The sequence below is a fragment of the Rhizobium phaseoli genome (assembly GCF_010668805.1).
Lineage (GTDB): Bacteria > Pseudomonadota > Alphaproteobacteria > Rhizobiales > Rhizobiaceae > Rhizobium > Rhizobium phaseoli_A.
In genome coordinates this window covers 80,403-107,383 of the sequence record NZ_WUFT01000011.1, presented here as the reverse complement: position 1 = coordinate 107,383, position 26,981 = coordinate 80,403, and the positions used below count along the sequence as shown (strand labels likewise).

Here is a 26,981-nt window from a genome sequence, read left to right as displayed (position 1 = left end):
AGAGTATGGCGTTTGTTTCCTTTCCTCGGCGAGCCCTTTTGCCCCTGCTGCTCTCGGCGTCGCTGACCACCTGTTCGATCAGCGACGGGCTTGTGCCGCCGGCCAATGTCGACAACGGCACCAGAGTGAGCTCGATCTCGCCGGCGGCGCGCATGGCGCCCTCGGTCCGCATGGCGCGTTCGGAGCGCCTTGCGCCCGCGGAAAGCCAGGCCTCCTATCCAGTTTCCAGTGCGCCTGCCGCTAATAGCCAGGGGTCCGTCGACTATCTCGATACGCCGAACCTTGCCGGCACCGGCCATGCCGCGCCGGCGGCGCGCAGGGGCCGCCTGCCGATGATCGACAGCGACGAGGCGCTGGCGGCGAGCCAGTCGAGCAGCAATTGGGGCGGCACGCAGAACCTTGCGGTCCCGTCCGGCGGCGTCAATATGGATGACGAGCTTGGGGCAGAGCCGGTCGTCGGGTTGGCGCAGGAACAACAGCAGCAGATCGCCGAGGGAAATGCGACGGAGCCGGTCGTTGACGGAATCGGCACCGATAGCCCGACGCAGGTGAACCAGCCGCTACGCCAGCCCGTACCGCTGGCGATGCCGCAGCCGGCGGCACAAGCGCAGATGGGCCGGGCGCCGGCCTGGAACGACGGCAGCCCTGTGGTGGCGCCGTCGCGCGTTCCGGAAGAGGACGAAAGCGAAGAGGTCGCGATGCTGCGACCGAACAATCCGATGATGAGTGAACCGGCGGCACCCGTCGACCCCAGCGTCATGCCGACCTCCGAGCTTGCCTGCCGGCGCGAGCTGAAGCGTATGGGTGTGCTCTTCGACGAAAAGGCGCCGATATCGAACGGGCCTGCCTGTCAGGTGCCCTATCCGGTGTCGCTGAAGGGGCTTTCCGGCAATATCGGCGTGCAGCCGGCGGTGACGCTGAACTGCCAGGTGACGCTCGCCTTCGCCAAATGGGTGAAGAACGAGCTGGCACCGTCTGCCCGCTACCGCTATTGGAGCGGCATCAAGACGATCCAGCCGCTCGGCGGCTATTCCTGCCGGCGCATGAACAACAGCCGGCAGAAATACAATCCGATGTCGGAACACGCTCGCGGCAACGCGATCGACGTCGGCAAGTTCGTGCTGAAGAACGGCCACGAGATCGACGTGCGCAAAAAGGGTCTCTTTTCGCTGCGCGAAGGCCGGCTGCTGAAGGCGGTGCGCAGCGACAGCTGCCGCTATTTCAACACCGTGCTCGGCCCCGGCAGCAACCCCGAACACTGGAACCATTTCCACTTCGATCTGCGGTCCCGCAAGAGCGGCAAGGTCTATTGCGACTGATGCATTTTGCCTTGAACCGTGCGGCGCGGGTGCGGCTTTTGTCGCGGCAAAAAAGCCCGCTGGCAGAAAATGGTTCATCCCTGCGGTCCGGCGCGCTATAGATCGGTCAAGCGGATTGCCGTTCGAGAGTTTGATCCATGAGCTATGATTTCCATGTCGGCCAGAAGGTCGTCTGTATCAACGATACCTTCAAGCATGTCAGCATCGACCAACTCATTCGCAAGGGCGAGATTTATACGATCCGCTGGGTCGGCGAATATACCCATTATGTCGACGGCACGTTCATCGGGGTGAAGCTCGCGGAAATCAATCGCGGCAACGACGACGGGCCGGAAGGTTACGGTGCGGCCGACATGCCCTATCGCGCGACGCGTTTCCGGCCGCTGGTGAAGGACAAGATTTCATCGCTGCGCAAGCTTCTGGCCCCGACGCCCGATGCACCGGTGGAGCCGAAGGAAAAGATCAAGAAGAAAGAAAAGGTCTGAGCGCCGGTCTGCCTCGGCCGGTCGCGATTTTGGAAGGCAGTGATCCGATCAGGCCGGCTTCCTGCTGAGGAACAGCCCGGTCTCCTTGCTGACCTCGAGCGCGCTGCCGCCTTGCCGGAAGGCATCGGCGATGGCCTGGCGGAAGCGGCTGAGCTGAGGCTCGTCGGCGCCTTCGCCGGGCGGATAGGAGGTCAGCGCCAGAAAAGCATCCTCAGGCTCGGTGATCCGCATGCTTGCCGGATACTGCGACATTGCCATGTTTTCGAATTGCCACCGCATCACTTGCTCGGCGGCGTCATGCCCAAAGGCTTCGGCGGCCGGATCGGTCGGGGCGCTGCCGAAGACGGTCGTCAGGCGATAGACCTCGCACATGTTGCCGACGCCGTTGGGTTGAGAGGGCTCTTCTTGCTTTCCAAATAAATCGTATCCGATTAAATCGGAATAGTGTTGACATCGAATTCGGTTCGGCTTATCAACGCGCATCCGATCAAATCGGATGCGAGTAAAAATCAACCGAAAGGATATGAATCATGACCGAGAAGCTTCTCTTTGCCGGCAAGACCCACATCACCGGCGGCCGCAACGGCTATGCGCGCAGTAGCGATGGCACGCTTGACATCAAACTGCCGCAGCCGCATCCGGCGGCCGAAAACCTGTTCGGCGCCGCCTGGTCGGCCTGCTATATCGGCGCCATCGAGCTCGCTGCCGCGCAGCGGAAGATCACGCTGCCGGCTGGTCCCGAAGTCGATGCCGAGATTACGCTCAACGGCGACAACGGCTCCTACTTCCTGCGTGCACGGCTCAATGTCAGCCTGGCAGACATCGATCGCGAGATCGCGCAGGAGCTGATCGAGGCAGCCCACGGCATCTGCCCCTATTCCAAGGCGGTCCACGGCAACATCGACGTCGAAACCAAGCTTGTCTGAACGGGAAGGGCCGGCCTCGCGCTGACATTCCAAGCGGGGGTCTGCCGATCGGCGGCAGACCCGTTTCTGAGCTGGCAGCAACCCTGCCGATCGGAGGACGTGCCATGATCAACAGCGATGCGCAACTGCGCCGGGCCTATGACGAGTTTTCGCTTGTGCTCGATCCCGAGGTTTACGAGCCGCTGCCTGACGATTGGCTGATCGGCATCACCGACGTCGTCAGCTCGACCGAGGCGATCCGCTCCGGGCGCTACGAAGACGTCAATTATGCCGGCGCATCGATCATCGCCGCACTCGGCAATGCCTGGGGCTCGTTCGATTTCCCCTTCGTGTTTCGCGGAGATGGAGCGGCCTTCGCCTTGCCGGCGAATGGCATCATGGCCGCGACATCGGCCCTGCGTGATGTGGCGGGCTTTGCCAAATCCGATCTTCATCTCGACCTGCGTGTCGGGCTCGTCACCGTCGGCGAAATCCGCGCGAATGGACGTGATGTCAGGATCGCGCGCTATGCCGCTTCCGAGAGTGCGACCTATGCGATGTTTGCCGGAGGCGGGCTCAAATGGGCGGAGCGGCAGATCAAGAATGGGTGCTATCTGGTGAAGCCCGGCCGTTATGCTATGAGGCCTAACCTGACCGGCCTGAGCTGCGACTGGGCGCCGTTCCCAAGCCAGCGGGGTGAGATCCTGTCGCTCTTGGTCGAGCCTCGTGACGATACCAGCCCAGAGGTCTTTGCGACGCTGGCGAAGCGCGTGCTTGGGGTTTTCGATGCCGTGCCGCGCCGGTCTCATCCGCTTTCCGGAAATATGGCTGTCCACAGGGACGGCGGAAAGCGGGTCGATGCTCCGCGCTGGTCGGAGGTCGCCTCCAATTCGGATTTCCGCAAGTTCGACGACGGCCTGCGCTTGACGCTGGACTGCACGCCGGAGCAGATCGACACCGTCGAAGCCATCCTCGTTGCGGCGCGGGCGCGCGGCGAGGTCGATTTCGGTCTGCACCGCCAATCGCATGGGCTGATGACCTGCCTCGTGCCATCCGGCAGCCCGGATTCGCACCTGCATTTCCTCGACGGAATGGGCGGGGGTTATGCCAAGGCGGCCGAGATGATGGAGGAGGGCGCGCTTGCCGTGGCATCGCATCAGCCTGAGAGGCCCATTCGCGGCAGTCGAGACATAGCCTGACAGGGTAATTGACCCCTCCATAGCCTGGGCGCATAGTCCGGGCAGACGCGAATGACCTACTGTTGCAACGAGGTCGGCCAGTCGATCCTCGTCCATTCCTGCAGATCGAACGGAGAGGAAAGCGTCATGTCACCGAAATCCCTATCAATGCCCACCCGGCGTGAACTGCTGGCCGCCACCGCGGCGGCCGGGGCCATCAGCATGCTTGGCGGGACGGGGAGCGCCGAGGCGAGCGGCGAGACGATTGCCCCCTTCAGCGTCAACTTCCCCGAGGAGGCGCTCGACGATCTGCGCCGGCGCGTTGCGGCGACCCGTTGGCCGGACAAGGAGACCGTTACGGATGATAGCCAGGGCGTACGGTGCGAGACGATCCAGAAGCTCGCGAACCATTGGGCGAGGGATTACGACTGGCGCAAGACGGAGGCCCGGCTCAATGCGCTGCCGCAGTTCGTCACCGAGATCGATGGGCTGGATATCCACTTCATCCACGTCCGCTCCAAGCAGGAAAATGCGCTGCCTATCATCGTCACCCATGGGTGGCCTGGCTCGATCATCGAGCAACTGAAGATCATCGAGCCGCTCACTGATCCGACCGCGCATGGCGGCGGCGAAGCGGACGCGTTTCATGTGGTGATCCCATCGCTGCCAGGCTATGGCTTCTCCGGCAAGCCGACTGCGCCGGGTTGGAATCCTCCTCGCATTGCCCGTGCCTGGGTGACGCTGATGCAGCGCCTCGGCTACACTAGGTTCGTGGCGCAGGGCGGCGATTGGGGGAATGCGGTCACGGAGCTGATGGCTTTGCAGGAACCGCCGGGATTGCTCGCCATCCACACCAATATGGCAGCCACGGTTCCGGCCGATATCGCCAAGGCGCTCGCAGCCGGCGGGCCGGCGCCCGCAGGCCTCTCGCCTGATGAAAAGCACGCCTGGGATCAGCTCGACGACTTCTACAAGAATGGGCTGGGCTACGCCATCGAGATGAACAACCGGCCGCAAACCCTCTACGGGATCGTCGATTCACCGGTCGGTCTCGCGGCCTGGATGCTCGACCACGACATACGCAGCTACCAGATGATCGCCCGTGTTTTCGACGGAAAGCCTGAGGGGCTGACGAAGGATGATATCCTCGACAACGTCTCGCTCTACTGGCTGACAAATACCGCAATCTCCTCTGCGCGCCTCTACTGGGACAATGCGCACTTTCCATCGGGAGGCTTCTTCGACCCCAGAGGCATCAAGATCCCGGTTGCCGTGAGTGCCTTTCCCGACGAAATTTATGCGGCGCCGAAGAGCTGGGCGGAGAAGGCCTATCCGAAACTCATACACTACAACAGGCTCGATAAAGGCGGCCATTTTGCCGCTTGGGAACAGCCGATGGCTATGACGGCTGAGCTGAGGACAGCATTTCGATCGCTGCGCCAGTAGGGCAAAAAAGTGCGTTGTGCCAAACCGGGTTCGCGCGACGGGCCTTCACTCTTTGCGGCTCTGCTGCGAGACGAGCTTTGCGAGGATTTCACCGAGCTGAGGCGGCGCCAGCTCGGTTTCGCAGTCTATATCGGCGGCGGCAAACCATCTGAGCGCTGTGTGTTCATCACCGACAAGTCGCGGGGAGCCCTGCCATCGATCGACGTGATAGACGTGGAAGGTGGCGAATACCCCGGGCGGATTTTCCGAAACGAACTTTCCTGCCGATTGCCAGTGTTGCGGCGTCACGCCGATTTCTTCCAACAATTCCCGGCGCATCGCCGTCTCTGCGTCTTCGCCGCTCTCGACATGACCGCCCGGCAGGCTCCACCGATCCGGGTGCATCTTGCGCGCGGAATTTCGCCTTGCGAGAAGAACGGTTCCATTCTCAATCAATGCGCCGATTGCAATCTCGCGCATGTCACCAGGTGCCGACATGTGTCGCGATCATGATTTTTCCGGTTTGACCTGTGCCCGTAGCAGGTTGTCGCGCAGCCGCGTCACCGATTTCTGTACGACGGGGAAATCATCGCCGAGGCCGACAGCGTCGATCAGGACGGAGCTGGGATCGGTTTCGAGAAGATCGCGTCCCGCCGGCGTCAGGCTTACCCGCACTTGCCGTTCGTCGGCGGGATCGCGATGGCGGGTGATAAAGCCTGAGGACTCCAGCTTCTTGAGAATGGGCGTCAGCGTGTTGGATTCGAGAAACAGTTTTTCCCCCAGCGTGCTGACGGTCTGTTCGTCCTCCTCGGAAAGGGCGACCATCGCGATGTACTGGGTATAGGTCAGGCCGATCGCGTCCAGGACCGGCTTGTAGGCGCGGCCGAAGGCGAGATTGGCTGAATAGACCGCAAAGCACAGGAAGTTCGAAAGCTTCCGGCCGTCACCATCAGTCTTAGGGGAGTTTGATGCGGGCTGTTTTGCTTTAGATGCGGGCATGGGTCTATCCTGTTTCAATATTTATCAATTATATATATCGCATCCGATTAAATCGCAACGGTAAAGACGGTTGTTTTATCCGGCCGTCGCCCCAATCTCCAGAGCGGCGGCCAGTGTCTTGGCCTTGCGGCCTAAGCGAACTTTTCCGTCGCATCGGCCTTGCCGAACACCCAATAACCGGACGCTTTGATCCAGCCGAGCGGGTAGCTTCTTTCCGTCAGCAGATAGGCGCGGATATCGCGTGTCACCGAGGCTTCCGCCGCGACCCAGATGAAAGTTTCCGGCAGGATATCGACCGTGGCCAGAACTTTCAGCAGCGCTGCGGCATCGGTTGTCTGCGAGAGAGGCCGATGCGCCCAGTGGACCTCCAATTCAGCTGACCTGTCGAAGGTCTGCTCTTCCAGCGGGCCGGTGACGGCGGCGACTGTGGTGATGAGTGTTCCGGCGGTGCTCTCCTCGATCCGGCGGCCGATCGCCGGCAGTGCCGTTTCGTCGCCGATCAGCAGCCATCGTTTGACGTTCGCGGAGACCACGGCGGAGCCTCTTGGCCCGCCGATTTCGAGCCGGTCGCCGGGGCGGGCGCCGATTGCCCACCGCGTCACCGGGCCTGCCTCGTGCAAGGCGAAGTCGATGGTCAATTTCCGCCCGGCATTATCACAGCGGCGCGGCGTGTAGTCACGGCGCTCTTCTCCGCCATCGGCGGCCGGTACGAAAATCTTGATGTGGTCGTCGGGCGCAAGGCTGATGAAATCGGCAAGATCGTCGCCGGTCAACGTGATGCGGCGCATGCCGGGGGTGATATCGACGACGCTTTCGGCCGTCAGCGTGCGCCGTCGCGTGTCGTGGCGCACCCGCTCGATGGCAGGGGCAGATGAAGTCTGGTCTTTGCTTTGATTGTTATCCATGTGTCCTCAGGAGCTTTGAAACTCGATCCGCAGGACACCGTCGCGCAGATCGAAGCCGCAAAGCCGTTCGATCATACGCGTTGAGTGACGTTAACGCTTACGTGGCCGGGTTTGACCGGCCATTGACGGGTTTGATGTAGCGCACGGTGGCGGCGTGGGCAACCGCATGGCGGCTGCGAAATCCGATGATTGCCGAAGTTTAACTTTTCGCGGCCAATTCGGTCGGGCAAAGTCGGCCATCAATCGCAAGGACGGAAGGGCGGGGCCGATGGACAACAGGATCGAGGAAGTGCTCGACATCTATCACGAAATGATCGAGACGGAGCGTAACAGCCCGTGCGAGATGCCTCCCGGCGGCCGCGATGGCGGACAGGATCAGCGGCTGCGCGCGGTCGGACCAGAGACCGGGCAGTTCATCAATATCCTCGCCAGGAGCCTCAAGACGCCGATAATTCTCGAACTCGGCACCTCGTTTGGCTATTCAGGGATATGGCTGGCTGAAGCCGCGCGTGCCTCCGGCGGCCGGCTGATCACCATGGAAATGCACGATTACAAGTCGGCTTATGCGCGCGACATGGCCGTCAAGGCGGGGCTTGCCGACCATATCGAGTTCAAGGTCGGGGACGCCGTCCAGATGATCGCCGCGCTTTCTCAGAGCATCGACTTCGTGCTTGTGGATCTCTGGAAGGATCTCTACCTTCCCTGCCTCGAGGCCTTCTATCCCAAGCTCAATCCGGGCGCGATCATCGTCGCCGACAATATGCTGCGCCCGGGAGGCGACGATGTCAGACGCTATGGCGAAGCCATCCGCGCCAAGCCGGGCATATCAAGTGTGGTGCTGCCGGTCGGCAACGGGCTCGAGGTCAGCCGTTTCGATCGAGGTTGAGGCAAGGTTGGTTTTAGCGATCACGTCGGCTGCGTCGAATGCCGGGAGGCGGATGACCTCGCGCCTCAGATTATGAGCGATCCGACACATTGTTATCGTCTAACCGATTTCACCGGCTCCGGATCCCCGATCTCGAACCCATGCTCTTGCCCCTTCGACAGTCTCAACATGTGAGGAAACCAGATCATGATGATGAACAGACGGGCCTTCTCGGCAGCCCTTGTTGCCGGCGCCGGCGCCACTCTTCTTTCCAGCCGCGGCATGGCCGCGACATCGGCTCCGTTGAAGGCGCGCAATGTCGTGCTGGCGCATGGGCTGTTTGCCGACGGCTCGTGCTGGACCGAGGTGATCGCGCGCCTGCAGGCGGCCGGGCTGAATGCTACGGCGGTGCAGAATCCGTTGACGACGTTGCCCGAGGCCGTCGCCGCCGTAAAGCGGGTGCTCGACCGGCAGGATGGCCCGACGGTTTTGGTGGGGCATTCATTTTCCGGGATGATGGTCACCGAGGCTGGCGTTCATCCCAACGTTTCGGCGCTGGTCTATGTCGCTGCGCGGGCGCCGGATGCGGGTGAGGATTATACCGCTCTTGCCAAAACCTTTCCGACGCCGCCGGCTTCCGCCGGCATCGTCTTCGACGGCGACGAGGGGCGCTTGAGCGAAGCGGCCTTCCTGCGCGATTTCGCCGGGGACCTGCCGGAGGCGAGGGCGAAAGTACTTTATGCCGTACAGCAGCCGTTTCAAAAGGCGCTGCTGACCGGCAAGACAACGCAGGCCGCCTGGCGTTCGAGGCCGAGTTGGTATGCCGTCTCGACGGAAGACCGGACGATCAATCCCGATCTTGAACGTTTCATGGCCAAGCGCATGGGCGCGAAAACGGTCGAGGTGAAGGCCAGCCATCTGTCGTTGATCTCCCATCCCGACGAGATCAGCCAGCTGATCCTGGAGGCGGCTGGGCAGTAATTTCCGGTGTGTGGGTGATGGTGTCTATGGCCTCGAAGGACGAGGGCGGCCACCGGCGTCTTCTTCGGTGATGACATGCCGCGGTAGGGTGCCCAATTCCCTTCGAGGCTCCGGCCTTTGGCCTGCGCATGAGCGCTGCTGGCGAGAGCGGGTGGGAAAGTAGCCGCCACATCGTCTTGCGTGGCCGGGGCTTTCACGCGACAAAGTCCAGATGAGCATCCCCACAACACACCCCTTCACCTTCGACCCGACCTACGGCATGCGGCTCGAACAGCTTCTCGCCGTCAAACCTCCCGAAGCGCCCGATGGTTTCGACGATTTCTGGGAGGCGCGCTATTCCAGGGCAATGACGGTCGATCCGCGGCCGGTGCTTTTCCGCAGCGAGATCACCCATCCTGATTGGCACGTGCTTGATCTTGTCTATCTCTCCACGGATGCGTTCCGGATCGGCGGTTGGCTCATCCTACCGCGTCAGGGGCAGGTGCGGCGCGGCCTTGTCGTCGGGCATGGTTACGGCGGGCGGGATCGTCCGGATTTCGACCTGCCGGTCAAGGAAACGGCAGTGATCTTTCCCTGCTGCCGCGGGCTGTCGCTCAGCGCCCATCCGCCGATTTCCGAAAACCCGTCCTGGCATGTGCTGCACAATATCGACAAGCTGGACTCCTACATCATCGGCGGCTGCGTCGAGGATATCTGGCTAGCCGTCTCGACGCTTGACGCGCTCTATCCCTGGCTCTCCGGGCATATCGGCTATAGCGGCATCAGCTTCGGCGGTGGCGTCGGGGCAATAGCCATCGCCTACGACAAGCGCATCGATCGCGGCCATCTGGCGCTGCCGAGTTTTGGCCACCAGCCGCTGCGCCTCGAGCTGCCGAGCGTCGGCAGCGCACAATCGGTGCAAGAATATCAGGCGGAACATGGAGATGTGCTGGAGACGCTACGTTTCTTCGATGCGGCGACCGCAGCACGGCGGATCAAGGTGCCGATGCTGACGGCGGTGGCGCTTTTCGATCCTTCGGTTGCGCCGCCCTGCCAGTTCGCTGTCGCCAATTCGATACCGAAATTTAATGAAATCTTCATCCTGGACGCCGGGCATTTCGATTACCCTGGAAGTGCTGAGCAAGAGGCGGTTCTCCGCGACAAGATTGGACAGTTCTTCAGGGTGTCATGAACCGCGAATATCTGAGCTGGTATAGCCAGCGGCTGCATCGAGACATGGAGTTGCTGGTGTTCGGCCATGCCGGCGCCAAGGTGCTGGTCTTTCCGACGCGGGAAGGGCGCTTCTTCGAATATGAACAGCTCGGCCTAGTCGCGAGCCTCGCCGACAAGCTGCAAGCCGGCCAGATCCAACTCTATTGCATCGAAGGCCTGGCTGCCGATAGTTTCTACGGCTTCCACCATCATCCGGCCGAGCGCATCCGCCGGCACGCGGCGCTCGAGGATTATATCCTCAACGAGGTGCTGCCGCTGATGGCGGCGAAGAACCCGCATGATTGCACCATGGTGCACGGATGCAGCCTCGGCGCCTTCCAGGCGGCGAGCCTGTTCTTTCGCCATCCGCATCTCTTCCGCAAGCTCGTCGCCTTTTCCGGACGCTACGACCTGACGACGAAGGTGGAATCCTTTAGCGACCTGTTCGACGGCTATTACGATGATAGCGTCTATTTCCACACGCCGACGCATTTCCTGCCCGGCCTCGGCTCCGACTGGCGGATTGACAGGCTGCGTGAGCGTGACATCGTTCTCACCATCGGCGATGCCGATCCCTTCCTTGACAATAACCGCTATCTCAGCCGGCTGCTCGGCGAGAAGAATATTCGCCATCAGCTGCATGTCTGGGACGGCCGCGCTCACCGCGCCGGCGCCTGGCGCAAGATGGCGCCGCTCTACATCTGAATCCTGTTCTCAATTAAAGAGTTAGAGGGGCGGTCACGGCCAATATAAAGCCGCCGTTGCCACTGGCGCGTCCCAGAGCGAGATCTCCTCGTCGGTCAGCAAGGCGAGGGTAACGGACAGTCCCTGCATGTCGAGGGACGTGACGTAGGTTCCAACAAGCGAACGCTCGATCGGGATACCGCTCTCCTCGATGAAGCGGCGGGCGCCGTTATAGGCGAGGTAAAGTTCGGCCGGCGGCGTGCCACCCAGGCCGTTGACGAAGAGCAGCGCCCGGGCGCCCGGCGCCACGGCGATGTCTTTGATGATGGTTTCGCAGAGATGGCCTATGATGGCGTCGGCGGTGGCGAAGGCCTGCCTGGCATGGCCGGGTTCGCCATGGATACCGACGCCCATTTCCATCTCGCCGGGTCCGAGCGTAAACGTCGTGCGCTCTGTCTGCGGCACCGTCACGCCGTTCAGCGCCACCCCCATCGAGCGGATGCGTGTGTTCAACCCTTCGCCGAGCTGCTTCAGCTGGTCAAGCGGCATGCCGCGTTCGGCTGCAGCACCCAGGATCTTTTCGACGATCAGTGTTCCGGCGACGCCGCGCCGGCCTCGGCTTTCGCCTGTTCTCGACGTTTCGATATCATCACTGACGACGACCATGTCGAGGCTGTGGCGCTCGCCAGCCATCTCGATCGCCATTTCGAAATTCATCAGGTCGCCGTCGTAATTCTTGACCACGAGCAGGCAGCCGGCGCCGGTATCGGCTTCTTCGATGGCGGCAATGATCTGGCCCGGCGTCGGCGAGGTGAAGATATGGCCAACACAGGCGGCATCCAGCATGCCGTGGCCGACGAAGCCGATATGCATCGGTTCATGGCCGGCGCCGCCACCTGATATGAGCGCCACCTTGCCCGATGTCAGATGGCGGCGGCGGATGAATCTGCGCTTCGGCCCGAACATCACGAAAGAATCATGGGCGCGCACGAAGCCTTCGACGCTTTCGGCGACCATGGTTTCCGCGGTGTTCATGAACTTCTTCATCAAGCCCCTCCCAAGGCCAAAGGCATTACGTCACGTCAATCGGCTCGCTTGTCATTCGGCACCCGATATCGCGACGATCTTCTGCACCAGATCGGAGATCGCCTCTTCCAACAGGCGGTTTTTCCGGTCGTCGCCGAAATCCGGCACCATCAGCGACAGGTGCCGCAATTTCTCGGAGTGGCCGAGATCGGGCAGCTTGCCAGGATGGGCGGCCTGATAGGCTTCGAGGAAGCGTTCCTCCTCGGTGGCGCTGAAATGGCAGACGCGGACGATCGTCGCGAGATGGCGCGCCGGCAGCGGCGTCGCATAGGTCGGGCTGGTGATCTGGGTGACGAAGCTTCGGTGTTTTCCAAGCGCCGTTGCCAGGCGCTGGCGCGTGCCCGACGGCCTGTTGTCGATGATCTGCGCCAGAATGGACTTGTAGGCAATAATGGCGTCTTCGGTGTCTTCGCGCGCCATTCTACTCTCCGGCTGCCCTTGTGCCATCGGCGTTCAGTCCGATGATCGCCGATCTTATCGCGGGACGCCGGCCCGGCGCCACGGAAAAATGCCTGAGACCGGCGGCGAGTAGTCCCGGCAGACAGCTGGGGTCGCCGGCCATGTCGCCGCAGATGCTGACCGGTTTACCGGCGGCAAGCTTCACCGCCTGGGCAATCAGCCGGAGCACGGCGGGTGCTGCCTTGCCGGCATCGGCGTCGATGTCGTCACGGGCAGAGGCGGCAAGATATTGCGTGAGATCATTGGTGCCGAACGAAAAGAATGCCGCCGACCCAAAGGTGTCGAGCATCAATGCGGCAGCCGGCACCTCCACCATCATGCCGATCGGCGGCATTCTGTGAAGCAGGGCACGGCGGCCGAGCTTTTCGGCTTCCTCACGAAACAGCTCGCGCATCCTGTCGATCTCTTCAGGCAAAGTCACCATCGGCAACATCACCGAAAGCCTGCCGAAGACGGCGGCGCGCAGCAGGGCGCGGGCCTGGACGCGGGCGATCTCAGGCCGGGCAAGCAGCAGCCGGATGCCGCGCAGACCCGAGGCGACGCCCGGCAAGTTTTCGAGGCCGGCGAGCGGCTTGTCGCCGCCAATATCAAGCATCCTAATGATCACCGGCCTGTCGTCCGCCTGTTCCAGCACGCGGCGATAGATCGCCAGCTGCCGTTCCTCATTGGCGGCATCGGCGATCGAGGTGACCGAAAATTCCGAGCGCATCAGGCCGATGCCTGCCGTCGCCGGATCGAGCGCGGCGATCTCGGCGGGATCGTTGATGTTGATGGAGATGAGGATCGGCACGCCATCCGCCGTGCGTAAATCGCCGCTTTCGGATTGCATGTCGCTTGTCGCCGATCGTGCGGGCACCATCGGCGGGATCAGCATTCTGCCGGCCTGAAGGACGACGGCGCCGGCATCGCCGTCGACGCGAACAGGATCTCCGTCTTCGGCCGAAAAGCGGCCCGTGCCAACCACCATCGGCACCGACTTCGCCCGCGCGAGCAGAGCGACATGACCGGCGGTGCTGCCAGAGAAAAGCGCGATGCCGCCGCCTTTCGACCAGTCATGGGCGAGAAAGCGGCTCGGCTCCATGTCCTTGCCGACAAAGACGGAGCCGGGCGGGAAATCGGCGGTCGGGGTGCCGGCGAGCGCACCGAGCACACGGTTCTTGATATCGAGAATATCGACGGCGCGCGCCCGCATCGGCTCTTCGTCGGCCGTTTCGAGTTCGCCGATATAGGCGTCGAGGGTGGCGACCCAGGCAAAAACGACATTCTCGTCGGCTTCCGTGCGCGCGCCGGTCGCTTCGGCGATCGACGGATCGCGCAGCACCTCGATCTGGAAATCGATGATATCGCGGCTTTCGGCGTCGGCTCCCTCGGCAAGGCGCTCGAGTTCACCGATCGAGATATCGATCGCCTTCTCCAGCGCGCCGTATCCGCCGGCGGTCTGAGGCTGAGGATCGGCGCCCGGCCGCTCGGGAGCGGAAGGAGCCTTCAGCTCCTCCGCGAGAAAGGCCGGGCCGGATGCGATGCCCGGGGATGCGCTCTTTGCTGTCAGCCTAAGCGGTTCGGCCATGTTTCTTTTCTTCATCGAAGTTGCGCTCGATGAGTTCCTTCAGCGCACGGATCGCCTCTTCGGCGAGGATACCGTCGGCGCGGATCCTGAGGATCGACCCTTTACGGATTCTCGCGCCCATGATCTTGATGATGCTCTTGCCGTTCAGCCAGACATCGCTGCCATTGACCGCGATCTCGATCGAACAGGGGAAGGACTTGGCAAGCCGCGTGAAGGTGACGGAGGGGCGGGCATGCAGCCCGACGCCATGCTTGACTTCCACCTCCGTCTGGCAGTTCACCTTAAATGGCTCGGGCAATGGCTCGGGCTCCTGTTTCTCTATGCGCAATCCGCCGGTCATCAGGGGGACAATTCCTCGGCTGTGGCGACGACCTTGGCCAGTGACGCACCCCCCGACGCTTCGGCGGCAGCGATGACGGCGCCCTCGACCAGTGGGGCGTTGCAGATGGAGACGAGGGCCGAGCGGGGAAGCCCCAGCATTTCGATTGCCATCTCGCTGTTGGTTTCGGCGCCGCCGAGATCGACGAAGACGGCAACGCCGGCATCGGACCAGGCGGCCTCGATCGCTCTCAGGATGCCGCCGGCATCGGTGCCGAGTTCGCCATCGACATTGCCGCCGGACCAGGAGAGCGGCACACAGTCACCGACCATCTGCCGCACCATGTCGGCGATACCCCTTGCCACCAGCGGCGAGTGGGAGACGATCACGATGCCCACATTTGCGGTCTTTCCGTTCATTCCGGACGATGCTCCCCGAGATAACGGCAGATCGCCGTGGTTAGCAGCGCGCAGCTCGACGCGCCGGGATCGACATGGCCGATCGAACGGTCGCCGAGATAGGCGGCGCGCCCGCGCATTGCCTTCATGTCAGCGGTGCGGCTGGCGGAGCGTTCGGCCTTGCGGGCGATGTCACCGAGTGGAGACCGCTTTGCCAGCGCGGCATGCACAGGATAGAGCACGTCGAGCAGCGTCTTGTCGCCGGCATGCGCGCGGCCGCGCCTTGCGACGGCATCGATCGCCTGCTTCAGCACCAGCGAAAAATCGGCCTTTTCCTCGCCTTTGCGAAGCTCACGGCCGATCTCCATCAGCAGCGTGCCGTAGAGCGGCCCGGCGGCACCGCCGACATTCATCACCAACGTCAGGCCGATCTTTTCCACGGCGTCGGGGAAGGGCAGGCCGGACAGGCTTTCGCCTTCGGCGCTCACCGCCTCGCAGCCCCGCCGCATATTGGTTCCGTGGTCGCCATCGCCGATGGCCCGATCAAGCGCGCAGAGGTGATCGCTGTTTTCCGCGATCGCCGCGCGGCACACCTCGATCAATCCCGCAACTAGCACCGGTTCCGCCTGCACTGCCATCCTCCCTGTCGCCGCGCCTGCGGCGCGGCTCTCAAACTCTACTCCGGTCAGACGAGGCTTGCCACCACGGCGAACGCGCCGGCAACCGCGACGGCGCCGGGATCGGCGACGCCCGCCAGATCCCTTTCGCCGACATAGGAGGCGCGTCCGGCTCTTGCCTTCGTCATCGTCTTCGTCGACTCCGCGCCTGACGCCGCAGCCTTTGCCGCTGCGGCAACATCGCCGGATGCGAGCGCCTGCAAGGCAGGCGATAGCGCATCGACCATCGTCCGGTCGCCGACTCCGGCGCCGCCATAGAACGTCATCCTGTCGAGCCCGGCAAGAAGAGCGGCGGCAATGTCGGCCTTGTCAGCCATCGCCTTTGCCGCTGCGGTGAAGAAGATCGACAGCAGCACGCCGCTCGACCCGCCCATGCTGGTGCCGAGGATGTCGCCGAGCGAGGCGAGCGTTGCCGCCGGCCGATCGAGCGGCAGCGTGTCGAGGCGGGCAAGCACGCTGCGGGCGCCTGTCGCCACCGTCGAGCCGGTATCGCCGTCGCCGACGCGGCCGTCCAGCCTGTTGAGTTCGCTTTCCTGCGAGATTAGATGCTCGCAGAGCGCCGTGATCAGGCGACGGTTGCGCGTGTTTTCCCCGACTGCGGCCGCGCCATTCATGCCGGCCGCCGTCCTCGGTGCTGCGACGATGTTGATCTCGTGGCGTTCAACTGCGGGCATCCAGGCATGCGGTTCGACTGCTGCGGTCAGCGCCGCCTCGCGAGCGGCATCCAGCCGGATCAGCGACAGCGAGAAGCCGTTCATATTGAGCGCGGTCATCATCGGCGCCGGTCCGATGATCAGCCGGACGCGGCGGCCAAGCGGCGAGGAGAGCACGGTATTGGCAATGACCGCCATTTCGAGCGGCGGCACGGCGCCGAGATTGTTGATGAGGAGGGCGTGGCTTGCTCCTTCGCGCAATGTCGGAGACAGGCGCGCCACCATGGTCGCGACAATATCGGCAACTGGCTGCAGCGCGATGCGCTCGACCCCCGGCTCGCCATGGATGCCGAGGCCGAGTTCGCCCTCGTCGGCACCGAGACGGTCCTCATGCGCCTGGCCGGGCACGCTGCAGGTGGAGAGTGACATGCCAAGCGAGACGATGTCGCCCGCTGCTGAGGCGGCATGGGCCGCGACGGTCTTCAGGTCGTCGCCCCTTTCGGCGTGATAGCCTGCGATCTTGTGGACGAACAGCGTGCCGGCGACGCCGCGCGGCTGATTGATGTCGGGGATGGCGATGTCATCCGCGACGATGACCATCTCGACGTCGAAGCCCTCGGCGCGCGCCTTCTCGGCGGCGAGGCCGAAATTCAGGCGGTCGCCGGTGTAGTTCTTGACGATCAGCAGCGCGCCCTTCGGGCCGGTCACGGCGCGGATCGCCGTCAGCACGGCATCGACGCTTGGCGAGGCGAAGATCTCGCCGGATACGGCTGCCGTCAGCATGCCCTTGCCGACGAAGCCGGCATGGGAGGGTTCGTGGCCGGCGCCGCCGCCGGATACGATCGCCACCTTCGACTTGTCCCAATCCGCGCGCAGGATCACCTTGATGTCGGGAAAGCTGTCGAGGCGAGCGAGACGACCGCTGCCGCTCGTCAGGAGCAGACCGTCCAGAGCTTCGGTAACGATGTTTTCCCTGCGGTTGAAGAAGTGTTTCATCGATTGAGACCCGTCTGTTTGCTTTTCATGCCATCATCATGCCTGTTTGCCGGTCAGGACAGGCGCTGTCCAGCCGCATCGAAATAAAGCGGATCGCGCAGCGTCAGGCTGATCCGGTCACCCGGCGCAATCGCCAGATATGGATCTGCAAGTGTCACCAGCTTGTGATCCCGCGCGGGCTGCTTGGGATCGGCAACCCTGATGTGCAGATGGTTCTGGTCGCCGAGATGTTCGATCCAGTCGATCTCGGCATTGGCTTCCTTGCCGACTGCGATGTCGAGATGCTCGGTGCGGGCGCCGACGGTCTTCGTGCCGGCCGGCGGCTGGCCGCCCGGAAGCAGGTTCGCCGGCAGAAGGTTGATATGCGGCTGGCCGAGGCGGGCGGCGACATGCAGGTTGGCGGGATTGCCATAGATCTCGCGCGGTGTTCCCACTTGCATCAGCCGACCCTCGGCGACGATGCCGATGCGGTCGGCCATGGTCATCGCCTCCACCTGGTCGTGGGTGACATAGAGCAACGTTGAGCCCATCTCCTTCTGGATGCGCTTCAGCTCCAGGCGCAGTTCAGCGCGCAGCTTGGCGTCGAGCGAGGAGAGCGGCTCGTCCATCAGATAGATCGCCGGCCGGCGCACCAGCGCCCGGCCGATGGCGACACGCTGCATCTCGCCACCGGAAAGCTTGGTCGAGCGGTTCTCCAGCTTGTGGTCGATCCGGACCATACGGGCGACCTCGCGGACGCGCCGGTCGATCTCCTCCGCGCTCAGCTTGCGGACCGGCGCCCTCAGCGGGAAGGCGAGGTTCTCGTAAACCGTCATGTGCGGATAGAGCGAATATTGTTGGAAGACGAAGGCGACGTCTCGTTCGGCGGGCGCTTCGGCCGCGACATTGCGGCCGCCGATCTCGATGCGGCCGCTATCCGGCTTTTCCAAGCCGGCGATCAGCCGCAGCGTCGTGGTTTTGCCAGCGCCTGTCGGACCGAGCAGCACGACGAACTCGCCGTCGCGGATCGAAAGATTGAGGTCAGCCAAGGCCTGGGTATCGCCGAAGCGTTTGGCGAGGTTCCTGAGGATGACATCAGCCATGCCGGGTCTCCTGATAGAGCGAGGATGCCACCGCACGGCCCGACATGCAGTCGAAGAGCGCGAGTTTTTCCGGGTTGAATTCGAGGCCGACGGTTTCGCCGATCCGGAAGCTGCGATTGGCCGGAACACGGGCCTTGATCAGGCCGCCCGGGGTTTCCACAGCGACGACCTGGTTGGTGCCGAGATATTCGCTGCCGTAGACGGCGCCGCGCAGCCGCGAGGCGTCGCTGAAGCGGATATGCTCTGGCCGCACGCCGAGCGCCAGCTCGCTTTCGGCCATGTCCTCTCGGATCTCGGGAACGGCGACATCGGCGCCGTCGAGCAGGATGGACTTGTCGCCGCTTTTCAGGCCGGAGGTGAAGCGCATGAAGTTCATCGGCGGCGAGCCGATGAAATCGGCGACATACATGGTCGCCGGCTTGGCGTAGATTTCCTGCGGCGTGCCGAACTGCTCGATGACGCCATGGTTCATGACGGCGATCTTGTCGGCCATCGCCATCGCCTCGTGCTGGTCGTGGGTGACGTAGACGGTGGTCGCGTGGATGCGGTTGTGCAGTTCACGCAGCTCGTGGACCATGATCTCGCGGAACTCGGCGTCGAGCGTACCGAGCGGCTCGTCCATCAGGAAGCATTTCGGACGCCGGACGATGGCGCGGCCGAGCGCCACGCGCTGCCGGTCGCCGCCGGCAAGGCCGGAGACCGAGCGGTTGAGAATATGATCGATCTGCAGCAGCCGAGCGGTCTCTTCGACACGCTGACGGATTTCGGCCTTGGCCATGCCCTGCGACAGCAACGGGAAACCGATATTCCTGCGAACGTTCATGTGCGGGTAGAGTGCGAAGAGTTGGAAGACGAAGGCGATGTCGCGGGCGCTGGCGCGGTTGAAGGTGACGTCCTCGCCGTCGAGATAGATCTTGCCGCTGCTCGGCAGCTCTAGGCCGGCGATCATGCGAAGCGTGGTGGTCTTGCCGCAGCCTGAAGGCCCGAGCAGCGCCAGGAACTCGCCGTCATTAACGGTGAAGCACGAATCCTGGACGGCGACGAAGCTGCCGAACTCCTTGCGGAGATTTTCGATCCGGATATCCGCCATGGTTCACTCCGGAAATTTCGAGACGATGATGAACATGACGGTGCCCGCAAGCAGGGTGACCAGCGAATAGGTGTAGAGCAACAGCAGGAAGGGCTGGAACAGCATTATGAAGCCGAGGCCAATCAGAACGGTTGCGATGGTCTCCATCGGGCCGCGGCGCAGGAAGAATGGCCGTTTCGGGCGGGCAGGGGTGCGTGTTTCGATCAGGTGGGTCATTTGCGGACGGCTCCGAAGGTGATGCCGCGCAGCAGCTGCTTGCGCAGGAGAATGGTGAAGACGAGGATCGGGATCAGGAAGATCGTCGTGCCGGCGGCAACAGCTGGCCAGTCCTGCCCGCCTTCGCCGATGATCGTCGGGATGAAGGGCGGGGCGGTCTGGGCCTCGCCCGAGGTCAGCAGGGCGGCGAAGGCATATTCGTTCCAGGCAAAGATCAGGCAGAAGATCGCGGTCGCGGCAATGCCGGTGGTGGCCTGTGGCAGCACGACCTTGCGGAAGGCCTGCAGCCTTGTATAGCCGTCGATCATCGCCGCTTCCTCGTATTCGCGCGGGATCTCGTCGATGAAACCCTTGAGCAGCCAGACGGCGAGCGAGACGTTGACTGCAGTGTAGAGCAGGATCATGCCCACGGCCGTGTCCGACAGGCCGAGCTCGCGATACATCAGGTAGATCGGGATGGCGACGGCGATCGGCGGCATCATGCGCGTCGACAGGATGAAGAACAGCAGATCATCGGCAAGCGGCACCTTGAAGCGCGAGAAGCCATAGGCGGCGAGCGTGCCGAGGAAGACCGCGAGGAAGGTGGAGCCGAAGGCGATGACCAGCGAATTGACGAAACGCGGCAGGAAATTCGACGGGCCGGCGATCACCATGTTGCGCTTGCGCGTCACCTCCTCGCAGGTGCCGACCGGCGCCGGCAGCGAGGCGATATAGTCGGGCGTCTGTCGTGTCCGCGTGGTGAACAGGTTGCAGTAACCTTCGAGCGACGGCGTGAAGACGATCTTCGGCGGATAACTGATCGAATCCGGCGGCGATTTGATGCTGGTCAGGAAGATCCAGACGAGCGGGATGAGAGTGATCAGCGCATAGAGGATGACGATCGTGGCGGCGATGCGCTTGCTGGAACGGTTCGGTTCGACGACCGAATGGGCTGAGTTGGCGGCGCTCATCGTTGCTTCACCCTGTTCAATGCCTTGACATAGATGTTGGCGAGGCCGAACACCGCGACGAAGAGGACGATGGCGAAAGCCGAGGCCCGGCCGGTCGCCCAGCTTTCGAAGGCGACGCGCTTCAGCGTGATCGAGGCGACCTCGGTGACGGAACCCGGCCCGCCGCCGGTGAGCAGCGTCACCATGTCGAACATCTTGAAATTCTCGATGCCGCGGAAGAGCACGGCGAGCATGATGAAGGGCAGGGCCATCGGCACGGTGATCGACCAGAACTGGCGCCACGGCGAGGCGCGGTCGACCTCGGCGGCTTCGTAGATATAGTCGGGGATCGAGCGCAAGCCGGCGAGGCAGATCAGCATCACATAAGGCGTCCACATCCAGGTATCGACGATGATGATCGCCCAGGGCGCCAGAGTGACATTACCGAGCATCTGGATATCCGAGGTCGGAATGCCTGATACCAGCGACACCGCATAGGCGAAGAGGCCGATTTGCGGCTCGTAGAGAAAGCGCCAGAAATTGCCGACAACGGCGGGCGACAGCATCATCGGGATCAGGATGATCGTTGTCCAGAAGGCATGGCCGCGAAACTTGCGGTCGATGAGATAGGCAAGGCTGAAGCCGATCACCGTCTGTAGGACGATGGTCCAGAAGACGAAATGCGCGGTGGTCTGCATCGCCTGCCAGATATCGGGGTCGTTCAGAACGCGCTGGTAATTTCCAAGGCCGACTCCCTGAACCGGCGCATTCGGCCGGTTGGCGCGGTAATTGGTGAACGAGAGATAGATTGCCCAGATCAGCGGGAAGATGTTGATCGCCAGCAGCAGGATGATGGCCGGAGCGATGAACAGCCAGGCGATCGCTCTGTCGGAGAGGCCGCGGACGCGCCGGGCGACCGAGACCGGCGTTGCCCTTGCTGTCGCATCGACTGCATTCTCGACGATGGAGGAATGGGAAATGGTCAAGTTTTCATCCGATCTTTGGGATGTCGGGCTATGGAGATATGAAAGATCTGGCGGCCCGGCTCGTTTGCCGATCCGGGCCGCCATCCTGGTGAGGATGGCGCGCAGAGGGGTGCCGCCCGTCCTATGGTCGGACACTAGATCTTGCCGTCGTCCTTGAAGACTTCTTCCCAGTCCTTCACCAGACCGTCGAGGGCTTCCTTGGCTGTGCCGTTGCCGGCGACGACGTAGTTATGGACGCGTTTCTGCATATCCTGCAGGAGGGTGGCATAGCTTGGCTCGGCCCAGAAATCCTTGACGATCGCCATGGAGTCCAGGAAGGCCTGGGCGTAGGGCTGGCTCTTGGCAAAGCCTGGCGCATTGACGACGGAATTCAGGCAGGAATAACCGCCGAGTTCCCACCACTTGGCCTGAACGTCAGGCTGGGCGAACCACTTGATGTATTGAAGTGCTGCGTCCTTCTTGTCGGAATAGGAGACGACAGAGATACCCTGTCCGCCGAGCTGGGCGAAATGCGCCTTTTCAGCCGGATTGGGAAAGAAGCCGATCTTGTCGCCGCCGACCTTCTCGTCCTTGTAGAGGCCGGGCCAGGTGAAGGCGAAGTTCATCTGCATGGCAACCTGGCCGGATTTGAAGGCATCGGCGGATTCGACCATGTAAACGTTCGAGCTGCCGGGCGGTGTGCAGCAATCATAAAGGGACTTGTAGAATTCCAGTCCCTTGACCGCATCGGCCGAGTTGACGAAGCCCTCCATGTCGTAAGGCTTCTTCGGGTTCTCGTACTGGAAGCCCCAGTCGTAGAGGACGTTGGTCACGCCCATGGTGATGCCTTCGGAGCCGCGCTCTGTATAGATCGAGGCGCCGTAGACGGTCTTGCCGTCGATCTCGCGCTTCTGGAAGAATTCGGCGATCTGCTTCAGTTCGTCGTAGGTCTTCGGGGCTGCGAGATCGTGGCCGTATTTCGCTTTGAATTCCTTCTGCAGTTCCGGCTTCTCGAACCAGTCCTTGCGGTAGGTCCAGCCGACGACATCGCCCATGGCAGGCAATGCCCAGTAGTTGGGCGTATTCTTCGGCCATTCCGAGTAGCCGACGACCGTCGCCGGCACGAAGTCATCCATCTTGATGCCTTCCTTGTCGAAGAAGTCGTTGAGCTTGACGTAGTGGCCGTTCTCGGCCGAGCCGCCGATCCACTGGCTGTCGCCGATGATGAGATCGCAGAGTTTGCCATGGGAATTAAGCTCGTTGAGGAAGCGGTCGGCATAACTCGTCCAGGGAACGAATTCGAACTTCATTTGCGTGCCGGTCTTGGCGGTGAAGTCCTTCGACAGCTCGACCAGCGCATTGGCGGGGTCCCAGGCGGCCCAGCAGAGCGTCAGTTCATCGGCTTTGGCGAGATTGGGCAATGCCGACGACATGACGAATGCCGCAGCCAGCCCCAAAAGGGCTTTCGATGTTTTCTGCATAAGTTCCTCCCAGAACCAAGGGCCGGCTCCCCGCCAGCGTCGCATGTTCACCCATTTCAGAGAATGCTCACATGAACTCCTCAATCATCATGTTTAGCAATATGTTTAGTGATAACTCTTTTTATAAACATTGCAAGCGGCAATCGTTGCTGCGGTGCACAGCGCTGCGGTGCACAGCGCTGCGGCAGCGGGTCCGACCCAAACATTTTCGGAAAATCCCGGAAATTTTGTCGCAGGCGTACCAAAGGAACGAAATCTGGCCTCGCTGCGATATGAGCCGCAGGATATGGACCTCGATGCCGCTCCTGTTTTCCCGGGAGGGTTCAAACTTGGCCTCGCTTCGGCGGGGCTTTTTCTTTGGACCGACCGCCTGGAGTATCGGGAATATTCCGTCCGACTGCAAGATTTAGCCTTTCCGCCCTGATGCAACGGGCGTATTCAGCCAATGCGCGGCGTCGTTCGCGCGCTTCCCGCGGCAGATCCTCCGATCGGCTCTCCTTCCCTTTTTCCTGCCGCGCCGACAATTCGTATTGTGAGATCGATGACCACGGCAGAGACGAGCGAGAATGGGCAAGAGGCGGCAAGCGGCCGCCAGGCTAAGATCGTGGCGCTGGTTGTTGCCGTTTCCTTCTTCATGCAGATCCTCGACGGCACGATCGTCGCCACCTCGCTGCCGCAGATGGCGGCAAGCTTCAACGTGCAGCCGGTGTCGATGAGCATCGGCATCACCGTCTACATGCTGACGATGGCAGCCTTCATTCCGTTGTCGGGCTGGCTCGGCGACAGGTTCGGTGCGCGCCGTATCTTCCTGATGTCGATCGCCGTCTTTACCGCCGCCTCGCTGTTTTGCGGCCTGTCCGGCAGCCTGGCGGAATTTGTGTTCTGGCGCGCCGTCCAGGGCGCTGGCAGCGCACTGATGACGCCTGTCGGGCGCATTATCGTGCTGAAAAACGCCCGCAAGTCCGAACTCGTCCAGGCGATCGCGCTGATCACATGGCCGGCGCTGACGGCGCCGGTAATCGGCCCGGTGCTCGGCGGCTTCATCACCACCTATGCCAGCTGGCACTGGAACTTCCTCATCAACATCCCGATCGGCATTCTCGGCATGGCGCTGGTGCTGCGCTTCGTGCCGGAGCAGCGCGAGGCCAATCCCGGCCGGCTGGATTTTGTCGGCTTCATCCTGAGCGCGGCAGGGCTGACTTTCCTGCTCGCCGCCCTGGAGCTTTCGGTCAAATGGGACGGCGGGCTTTTGCCCGTCATATCAATGCTGGCGGCGGGCATCGTGCTGTCTGTGATGGCGACACGGCATTTCCTCGCCGTCGACAATCCGCTGCTCGACCTTTCGGCCTTCCGCGTCCAGACCTTCTCGATGTCGACGCTGTCGGCAGGCACGGCCTGCAGGGTGGCGATCAATGCGACGCCGTTCCTGCTGCCTCTGCTGTTCCAGCTCGGTTTCGGGCTGAGCTCGATTGCCGCCGGCACCTATCTGCTCGTCTATTTCCTCGGCAATCTCGGCATGAAGACGGTGACGACGCCGCTCCTGCGCTTCTTTGGATTCCGCTTCGTGCTTGTGTTCAACGGGCTGATCGCCGCACTTTCGATCGCCGCCTGCGGCTTTCTCTCGCCGGAAACGCCGCTGTTTTTCACCTATGCGCTGCTTTTCCTCGCCGGCCTGTCGCGGTCGATGGAGTTCACTGCGCTGAACACGCTCGCCTTCGCCGATATCGGCCCGGCGCAACGAAGCTCGGCCTCGACGCTGTCCAGCATGCTGCAGCAGGTATCGATGCTGCTCGGCGTGGCGGTGGCGGCGGCGGTGCTTAATATCGCCGCGGCTCTGAGAGGCGCAGACAATCCCGTCCTTGCCGATTTCCGCTGGGCTTTCGTCGTGGTTGGCGCGATCGGCATGGTCTCGGTGCTGCGTTTCCTGCAATTGCCGGCGGAGGCGGGGGCTGAAGTATCCGGACATCGGAAATTCCGGAAAAATTAGCCTGCCCTGTGAAACAATCGGCGCCATCCCGTTCCGCGCTGTCTGCTGCAAGAGTGAGGGATAACCGCTGTTTACCTCAGGCGGCCAATGCAATACGACATTGCAATGCGGACGACTCGGACGCTTGCCGGCGGTCGTCGCTGCGAGAAAAAGCCGGGAGACGGAATGAGCAATTCTAGCGGCGATGCGGATGCCCTGATCCACATCCTCTATATCGACGACGACGAGGGGCTCGCCCTCTTGATGCAGAAGAACCTTGGCCAGCGCGGCTTTTCGGTCGAATGGGCTGAGAACGGTGCGGCCGGCCTTGCCAGGCTCGGCAACGGCGGCTTCGACGCCGTCGTGCTCGATCATGTCCTGGCTGACGAGACCGGCCTCGACATTCTGCCCTGCATCACGGCGCTACCGGATCATCCGCCGGTCATCTATGCGACGGGCTCGGACGATACCAGCATCGCGGTCGCGGCGCTCAAAGCCGGCGCCGACGATTACATGCTCAAGGGAATCTCGGCCGATTATTTCGATCTGCTTGCCGCCGCCCTCGAACAGGCGCTGGAGCGGGCGCGGTTTCGCCGCGAAACGGCGCAGGCGCAGGAGATGATCCGCCAGCAGCGCGACCTTGCCGAAATGCTGCTTGCCGAAGTCAATCACCGCATCGCCAACAGCCTCGGCCTCGTCGGTGCGCTGATCCGCATGCAATCCTCGATGACCAAAGACCAGGTGGCGATCGACGCGCTGCACGAAACGCAGATACGCATCAACGCTATCGCCAGCGTGCATCGCCGGCTCTATACCAACCGTCAGGTCGGCTCGGTGCAGGTGGATGAATATTTGAACAGCCTGCTCACCGAACTCGAAGCCTCGATGCGCGACGACAAGCGGCCGCACCGCGTCGTGCTGACCGCCGAGCCGGTCAATCTGGCGACCGACAAGGTGATCACGCTCGGGCTGATCGTCAGCGAACTCGTCACCAATGCCTTCAAATATGCCTATCCGGACGGCGTGCCGGGCGAGATCCGCGTCTTTGTCGATCAGACGGACGAGGCGTTGAGGGTTGTCGTCGAGGATGATGGGGCGGGGTTCGATCCGGAGAGCCCGGCGAGGGGAACGGGGCTCGGCGCGCGTATTTTGACGGCGATGGCCGCGAGCTTGAAATCGGATGTCGCCTATGATCCCGGGCATGATGGGACGAAGGCGACGCTGGTGTTTTCGTTGCATGAGGGGAAGTAGGCGGCGGTGTAGGGTGTGCCGTGTGGCCCCCTCATCCGCCCTACGGGCACCAACCGGGGCGAGCCGCAGGTCTCGCCCGTCCTTCGGACCCCCGAGGGGAGAAGAGGGAATCGAGAGGTGGCGGCGTATCCCTTCGCCCCAGCGGGGAGAAGGTGCCGGCAGGCGGATGAGGGGGCCACACGGCACACTATTATCCATTTTCTGCAATAGCTTACCGACAGCGCATTATCAAACATAACGTCAGGGGAGGCGAGCATGACGACGATCCGTACGCCACGGGAAGTTTACGATTTCTGGTTCGTTCGATGCGGCCGGGAGCTGTGGTTCCGCCCGCCGCCGGAACTCGATCTGGAGATCCGCGAAGGCTTTCGCCATACGCATCTCGCCCTTGCCGCGGGTATCGGTGACGAATGGCGGGCCGATGCCGAAAGCCGGCTCGCGGCCGTGATCGTACTCGACCAGTTTCCCCGCAACATCTATCGCGGCACGCCGCTGGCCTTCGCAACCGACGGGCTGGCGCTTCGGGAGGCCAAGCTCGCGCTTACAGCCGGCGCCGACCAGGCGGTCGAATCTGCCTGCCGCACCTTCTTCTACCTGCCGTTCGAACATGCCGAAGACCTTGATGAGCAGGAAGGGTCGGTGGCATTGTTCACCGCGCTCGGCGATGAGGAATATCTGGATTATGCGATCCGCCATCGTGACGTGATCGCCGCCTATGGCCGCTTTCCGCATCGCAATGCCATGTTGGGACGGGAGCCGACGCCCAGGGAACGCGACTATCTTTCGACGCCAGGCGCGGGTTTCTAAAGCGGGTCGCGATCTTTCGGGTTCACTTGTCGCGCTTTCGTTCTTTGTTCTACGCATGTCGTTTTCGCAACCGGTTCACACTTTTGCGCGACATGCTTTAGG

The 26,981-nt window shown here is 62.5% G+C and carries 28 protein-coding genes and 1 pseudogene; 12 read left to right on the top strand and 17 right to left on the bottom strand.

All coding sequences use genetic code 11. The features are described 5' to 3' along the window. Positions 1–5 precede the first annotated feature (5 nt). Positions 6–1,319, top strand: a complete 1,314-nt coding sequence (locus GR197_RS18510; RefSeq protein ID WP_164012061.1) for an extensin-like domain-containing protein — start codon at positions 6–8, stop codon at positions 1,317–1,319. A 137-nt stretch (positions 1,320–1,456) separates the two neighbouring features. Continuing rightward, the gene (locus tag GR197_RS18505) at positions 1,457–1,804 is read left to right on the top strand and encodes a hypothetical protein (protein ID WP_007629739.1); all 348 of its coding nucleotides are present in this window, start codon (positions 1,457–1,459) and stop codon (positions 1,802–1,804) included. A gap of 48 nt (positions 1,805–1,852) precedes the next feature. Here GR197_RS18505 and GR197_RS18500 read toward each other — a convergent pair. After that, positions 1,853–2,191, bottom strand: a pseudogene (locus GR197_RS18500) (class I SAM-dependent methyltransferase); the annotation flags it as partial. Positions 2,192–2,334: 143 nt separating this feature from the next. On the opposite strand from GR197_RS18500, the gene GR197_RS18495 reads away from it, so the two are divergent. The 3 genes from GR197_RS18495 to GR197_RS18485 all read left to right on the top strand — a co-directional run bounded on the left by GR197_RS18495 (position 2,335) and on the right by GR197_RS18485 (position 5,333). Continuing rightward, on the top strand, positions 2,335–2,730 hold the full coding sequence (locus GR197_RS18495) for an Ohr family peroxiredoxin (protein WP_164012059.1): 396 nt from the start codon (positions 2,335–2,337) through the stop codon (positions 2,728–2,730). A gap of 104 nt (positions 2,731–2,834) precedes the next feature. Next, a complete protein-coding gene (locus GR197_RS18490; protein ID WP_164012057.1) occupies positions 2,835–3,908 on the top strand; it encodes a DUF3095 family protein in 1,074 nt (357 codons plus the stop codon). Between the two features lie 126 nt (positions 3,909–4,034). Beyond that, entirely contained in the window at positions 4,035–5,333 is a 1,299-nt protein-coding gene (locus GR197_RS18485) for an epoxide hydrolase family protein (protein WP_164012056.1), read from the top strand. A gap of 45 nt (positions 5,334–5,378) precedes the next feature. On the opposite strand, the gene GR197_RS18480 is transcribed toward GR197_RS18485, so the two are convergent. The 3 genes from GR197_RS18480 to GR197_RS18470 all read right to left on the bottom strand — a co-directional run bounded on the left by GR197_RS18480 (position 5,379) and on the right by GR197_RS18470 (position 7,216). Next, positions 5,379–5,792: an NUDIX hydrolase gene (locus GR197_RS18480; RefSeq protein WP_164012054.1), complete on the bottom strand. Its 414-nt coding sequence runs from the start codon at positions 5,790–5,792 to the stop codon at positions 5,379–5,381. Positions 5,793–5,819: 27 nt separating this feature from the next. Further along, positions 5,820–6,311, bottom strand: a complete 492-nt coding sequence (locus GR197_RS18475; RefSeq protein WP_164012052.1) for a MarR family winged helix-turn-helix transcriptional regulator — start codon at positions 6,309–6,311, stop codon at positions 5,820–5,822. A 131-nt stretch (positions 6,312–6,442) separates the two neighbouring features. Continuing rightward, positions 6,443–7,216: a siderophore-interacting protein gene (locus tag GR197_RS18470; protein ID WP_164012050.1), complete on the bottom strand. Its 774-nt coding sequence runs from the start codon at positions 7,214–7,216 to the stop codon at positions 6,443–6,445. Positions 7,217–7,484: 268 nt separating this feature from the next. On the opposite strand from GR197_RS18470, the gene GR197_RS18465 reads away from it, so the two are divergent. The 4 genes from GR197_RS18465 to GR197_RS18450 all read left to right on the top strand — a co-directional run bounded on the left by GR197_RS18465 (position 7,485) and on the right by GR197_RS18450 (position 10,958). Then, a complete protein-coding gene (locus GR197_RS18465; protein WP_164012048.1) occupies positions 7,485–8,102 on the top strand; it encodes an O-methyltransferase in 618 nt (205 codons plus the stop codon). A gap of 186 nt (positions 8,103–8,288) precedes the next feature. Next, positions 8,289–9,062, top strand: a complete 774-nt coding sequence (locus GR197_RS18460) for an alpha/beta fold hydrolase (protein ID WP_164012046.1) — start codon at positions 8,289–8,291, stop codon at positions 9,060–9,062. A gap of 211 nt (positions 9,063–9,273) precedes the next feature. Then, positions 9,274–10,233: an acetylxylan esterase gene (locus tag GR197_RS18455; protein WP_164012045.1), complete on the top strand. Its 960-nt coding sequence runs from the start codon at positions 9,274–9,276 to the stop codon at positions 10,231–10,233. Then, the gene (locus GR197_RS18450; protein WP_164012043.1) at positions 10,230–10,958 is read left to right on the top strand and encodes an esterase family protein; all 729 of its coding nucleotides are present in this window, start codon (positions 10,230–10,232) and stop codon (positions 10,956–10,958) included. Before GR197_RS18455 ends, GR197_RS18450 begins: the two co-directional genes overlap by 4 nt. Positions 10,959–10,991: 33 nt before the next feature. On the opposite strand, the gene GR197_RS18445 is transcribed toward GR197_RS18450, so the two are convergent. The 13 genes from GR197_RS18445 to GR197_RS18385 form a co-directional block, all read right to left on the bottom strand. Further along, the gene (locus GR197_RS18445) at positions 10,992–11,984 is read right to left on the bottom strand and encodes a dihydroxyacetone kinase subunit DhaK (RefSeq protein ID WP_164012041.1); all 993 of its coding nucleotides are present in this window, start codon (positions 11,982–11,984) and stop codon (positions 10,992–10,994) included. 51 nt (positions 11,985–12,035) lie between these two features. Continuing rightward, positions 12,036–12,443 carry a hypothetical protein gene (locus tag GR197_RS18440; RefSeq protein WP_010001912.1) on the bottom strand — a complete coding sequence of 136 codons (408 nt, stop codon included), beginning with the start codon at positions 12,441–12,443 and terminating at the stop codon, positions 12,036–12,038. 1 nt (position 12,444) lies between these two features. Further along, positions 12,445–14,049, bottom strand: coding sequence for a putative PEP-binding protein (locus GR197_RS18435; RefSeq protein ID WP_164012039.1), 1,605 nt, complete (start codon positions 14,047–14,049; stop codon positions 12,445–12,447). Further along, positions 14,033–14,389, bottom strand: coding sequence for an HPr family phosphocarrier protein (locus tag GR197_RS18430; RefSeq protein ID WP_164012037.1), 357 nt, complete (start codon positions 14,387–14,389; stop codon positions 14,033–14,035). The genes GR197_RS18435 and GR197_RS18430 overlap by 17 nt, the downstream gene beginning before the upstream one ends. Next, complete coding sequence (gene dhaM / locus GR197_RS18425) at positions 14,389–14,787, bottom strand: dihydroxyacetone kinase phosphoryl donor subunit DhaM (protein WP_164012035.1); 399 nt, start codon at positions 14,785–14,787, stop codon at positions 14,389–14,391. The genes GR197_RS18430 and dhaM overlap by 1 nt, the downstream gene beginning before the upstream one ends. Further along, positions 14,784–15,404 (bottom strand): dihydroxyacetone kinase subunit DhaL, encoded by a 621-nt coding sequence (gene dhaL / locus GR197_RS18420; protein ID WP_164012033.1) that lies wholly within the window; start codon positions 15,402–15,404, stop codon positions 14,784–14,786. The genes dhaM and dhaL overlap by 4 nt, the downstream gene beginning before the upstream one ends. A gap of 47 nt (positions 15,405–15,451) precedes the next feature. Beyond that, positions 15,452–17,092, bottom strand: coding sequence for a dihydroxyacetone kinase subunit DhaK (locus GR197_RS18415; protein WP_164012031.1), 1,641 nt, complete (start codon positions 17,090–17,092; stop codon positions 15,452–15,454). Between the two features lie 53 nt (positions 17,093–17,145). Continuing rightward, positions 17,146–18,174 (bottom strand): ABC transporter ATP-binding protein, encoded by a 1,029-nt coding sequence (locus GR197_RS18410; protein WP_164012029.1) that lies wholly within the window; start codon positions 18,172–18,174, stop codon positions 17,146–17,148. Beyond that, on the bottom strand, positions 18,167–19,264 hold the full coding sequence (locus GR197_RS18405; RefSeq protein ID WP_164012027.1) for an ABC transporter ATP-binding protein: 1,098 nt from the start codon (positions 19,262–19,264) through the stop codon (positions 18,167–18,169). Before GR197_RS18405 ends, GR197_RS18410 begins: the two co-directional genes overlap by 8 nt. A 3-nt stretch (positions 19,265–19,267) precedes the next feature. Next, the gene (locus GR197_RS18400) at positions 19,268–19,480 is read right to left on the bottom strand and encodes a hypothetical protein (RefSeq protein WP_164012025.1); all 213 of its coding nucleotides are present in this window, start codon (positions 19,478–19,480) and stop codon (positions 19,268–19,270) included. Beyond that, complete coding sequence (locus tag GR197_RS18395; protein WP_164012023.1) at positions 19,477–20,430, bottom strand: carbohydrate ABC transporter permease; 954 nt, start codon at positions 20,428–20,430, stop codon at positions 19,477–19,479. Before GR197_RS18395 ends, GR197_RS18400 begins: the two co-directional genes overlap by 4 nt. Then, on the bottom strand, positions 20,427–21,395 hold the full coding sequence (locus tag GR197_RS18390) for a carbohydrate ABC transporter permease (RefSeq protein ID WP_164012021.1): 969 nt from the start codon (positions 21,393–21,395) through the stop codon (positions 20,427–20,429). The genes GR197_RS18395 and GR197_RS18390 overlap by 4 nt, the downstream gene beginning before the upstream one ends. Before the next feature lie 134 nt (positions 21,396–21,529). Continuing rightward, positions 21,530–22,855 (bottom strand): ABC transporter substrate-binding protein, encoded by a 1,326-nt coding sequence (locus GR197_RS18385; RefSeq protein WP_164012019.1) that lies wholly within the window; start codon positions 22,853–22,855, stop codon positions 21,530–21,532. Positions 22,856–23,396: 541 nt separating this feature from the next. Here GR197_RS18385 and GR197_RS18380 point away from each other — a divergent pair. The 3 genes from GR197_RS18380 (at position 23,397) to GR197_RS18370 (ending at position 26,879) form a co-directional block, all read left to right on the top strand. Further along, positions 23,397–24,842 (top strand): MFS transporter, encoded by a 1,446-nt coding sequence (locus GR197_RS18380; RefSeq protein WP_164012018.1) that lies wholly within the window; start codon positions 23,397–23,399, stop codon positions 24,840–24,842. Positions 24,843–25,007: 165 nt separating this feature from the next. Beyond that, a complete protein-coding gene (locus tag GR197_RS18375; protein ID WP_164012016.1) occupies positions 25,008–26,072 on the top strand; it encodes a histidine kinase dimerization/phosphoacceptor domain -containing protein in 1,065 nt (354 codons plus the stop codon). A 255-nt stretch (positions 26,073–26,327) separates the two neighbouring features. After that, on the top strand, positions 26,328–26,879 hold the full coding sequence (locus GR197_RS18370) for a DUF924 family protein (RefSeq protein ID WP_164012014.1): 552 nt from the start codon (positions 26,328–26,330) through the stop codon (positions 26,877–26,879). Positions 26,880–26,981: the final 102 nt, after the last annotated feature.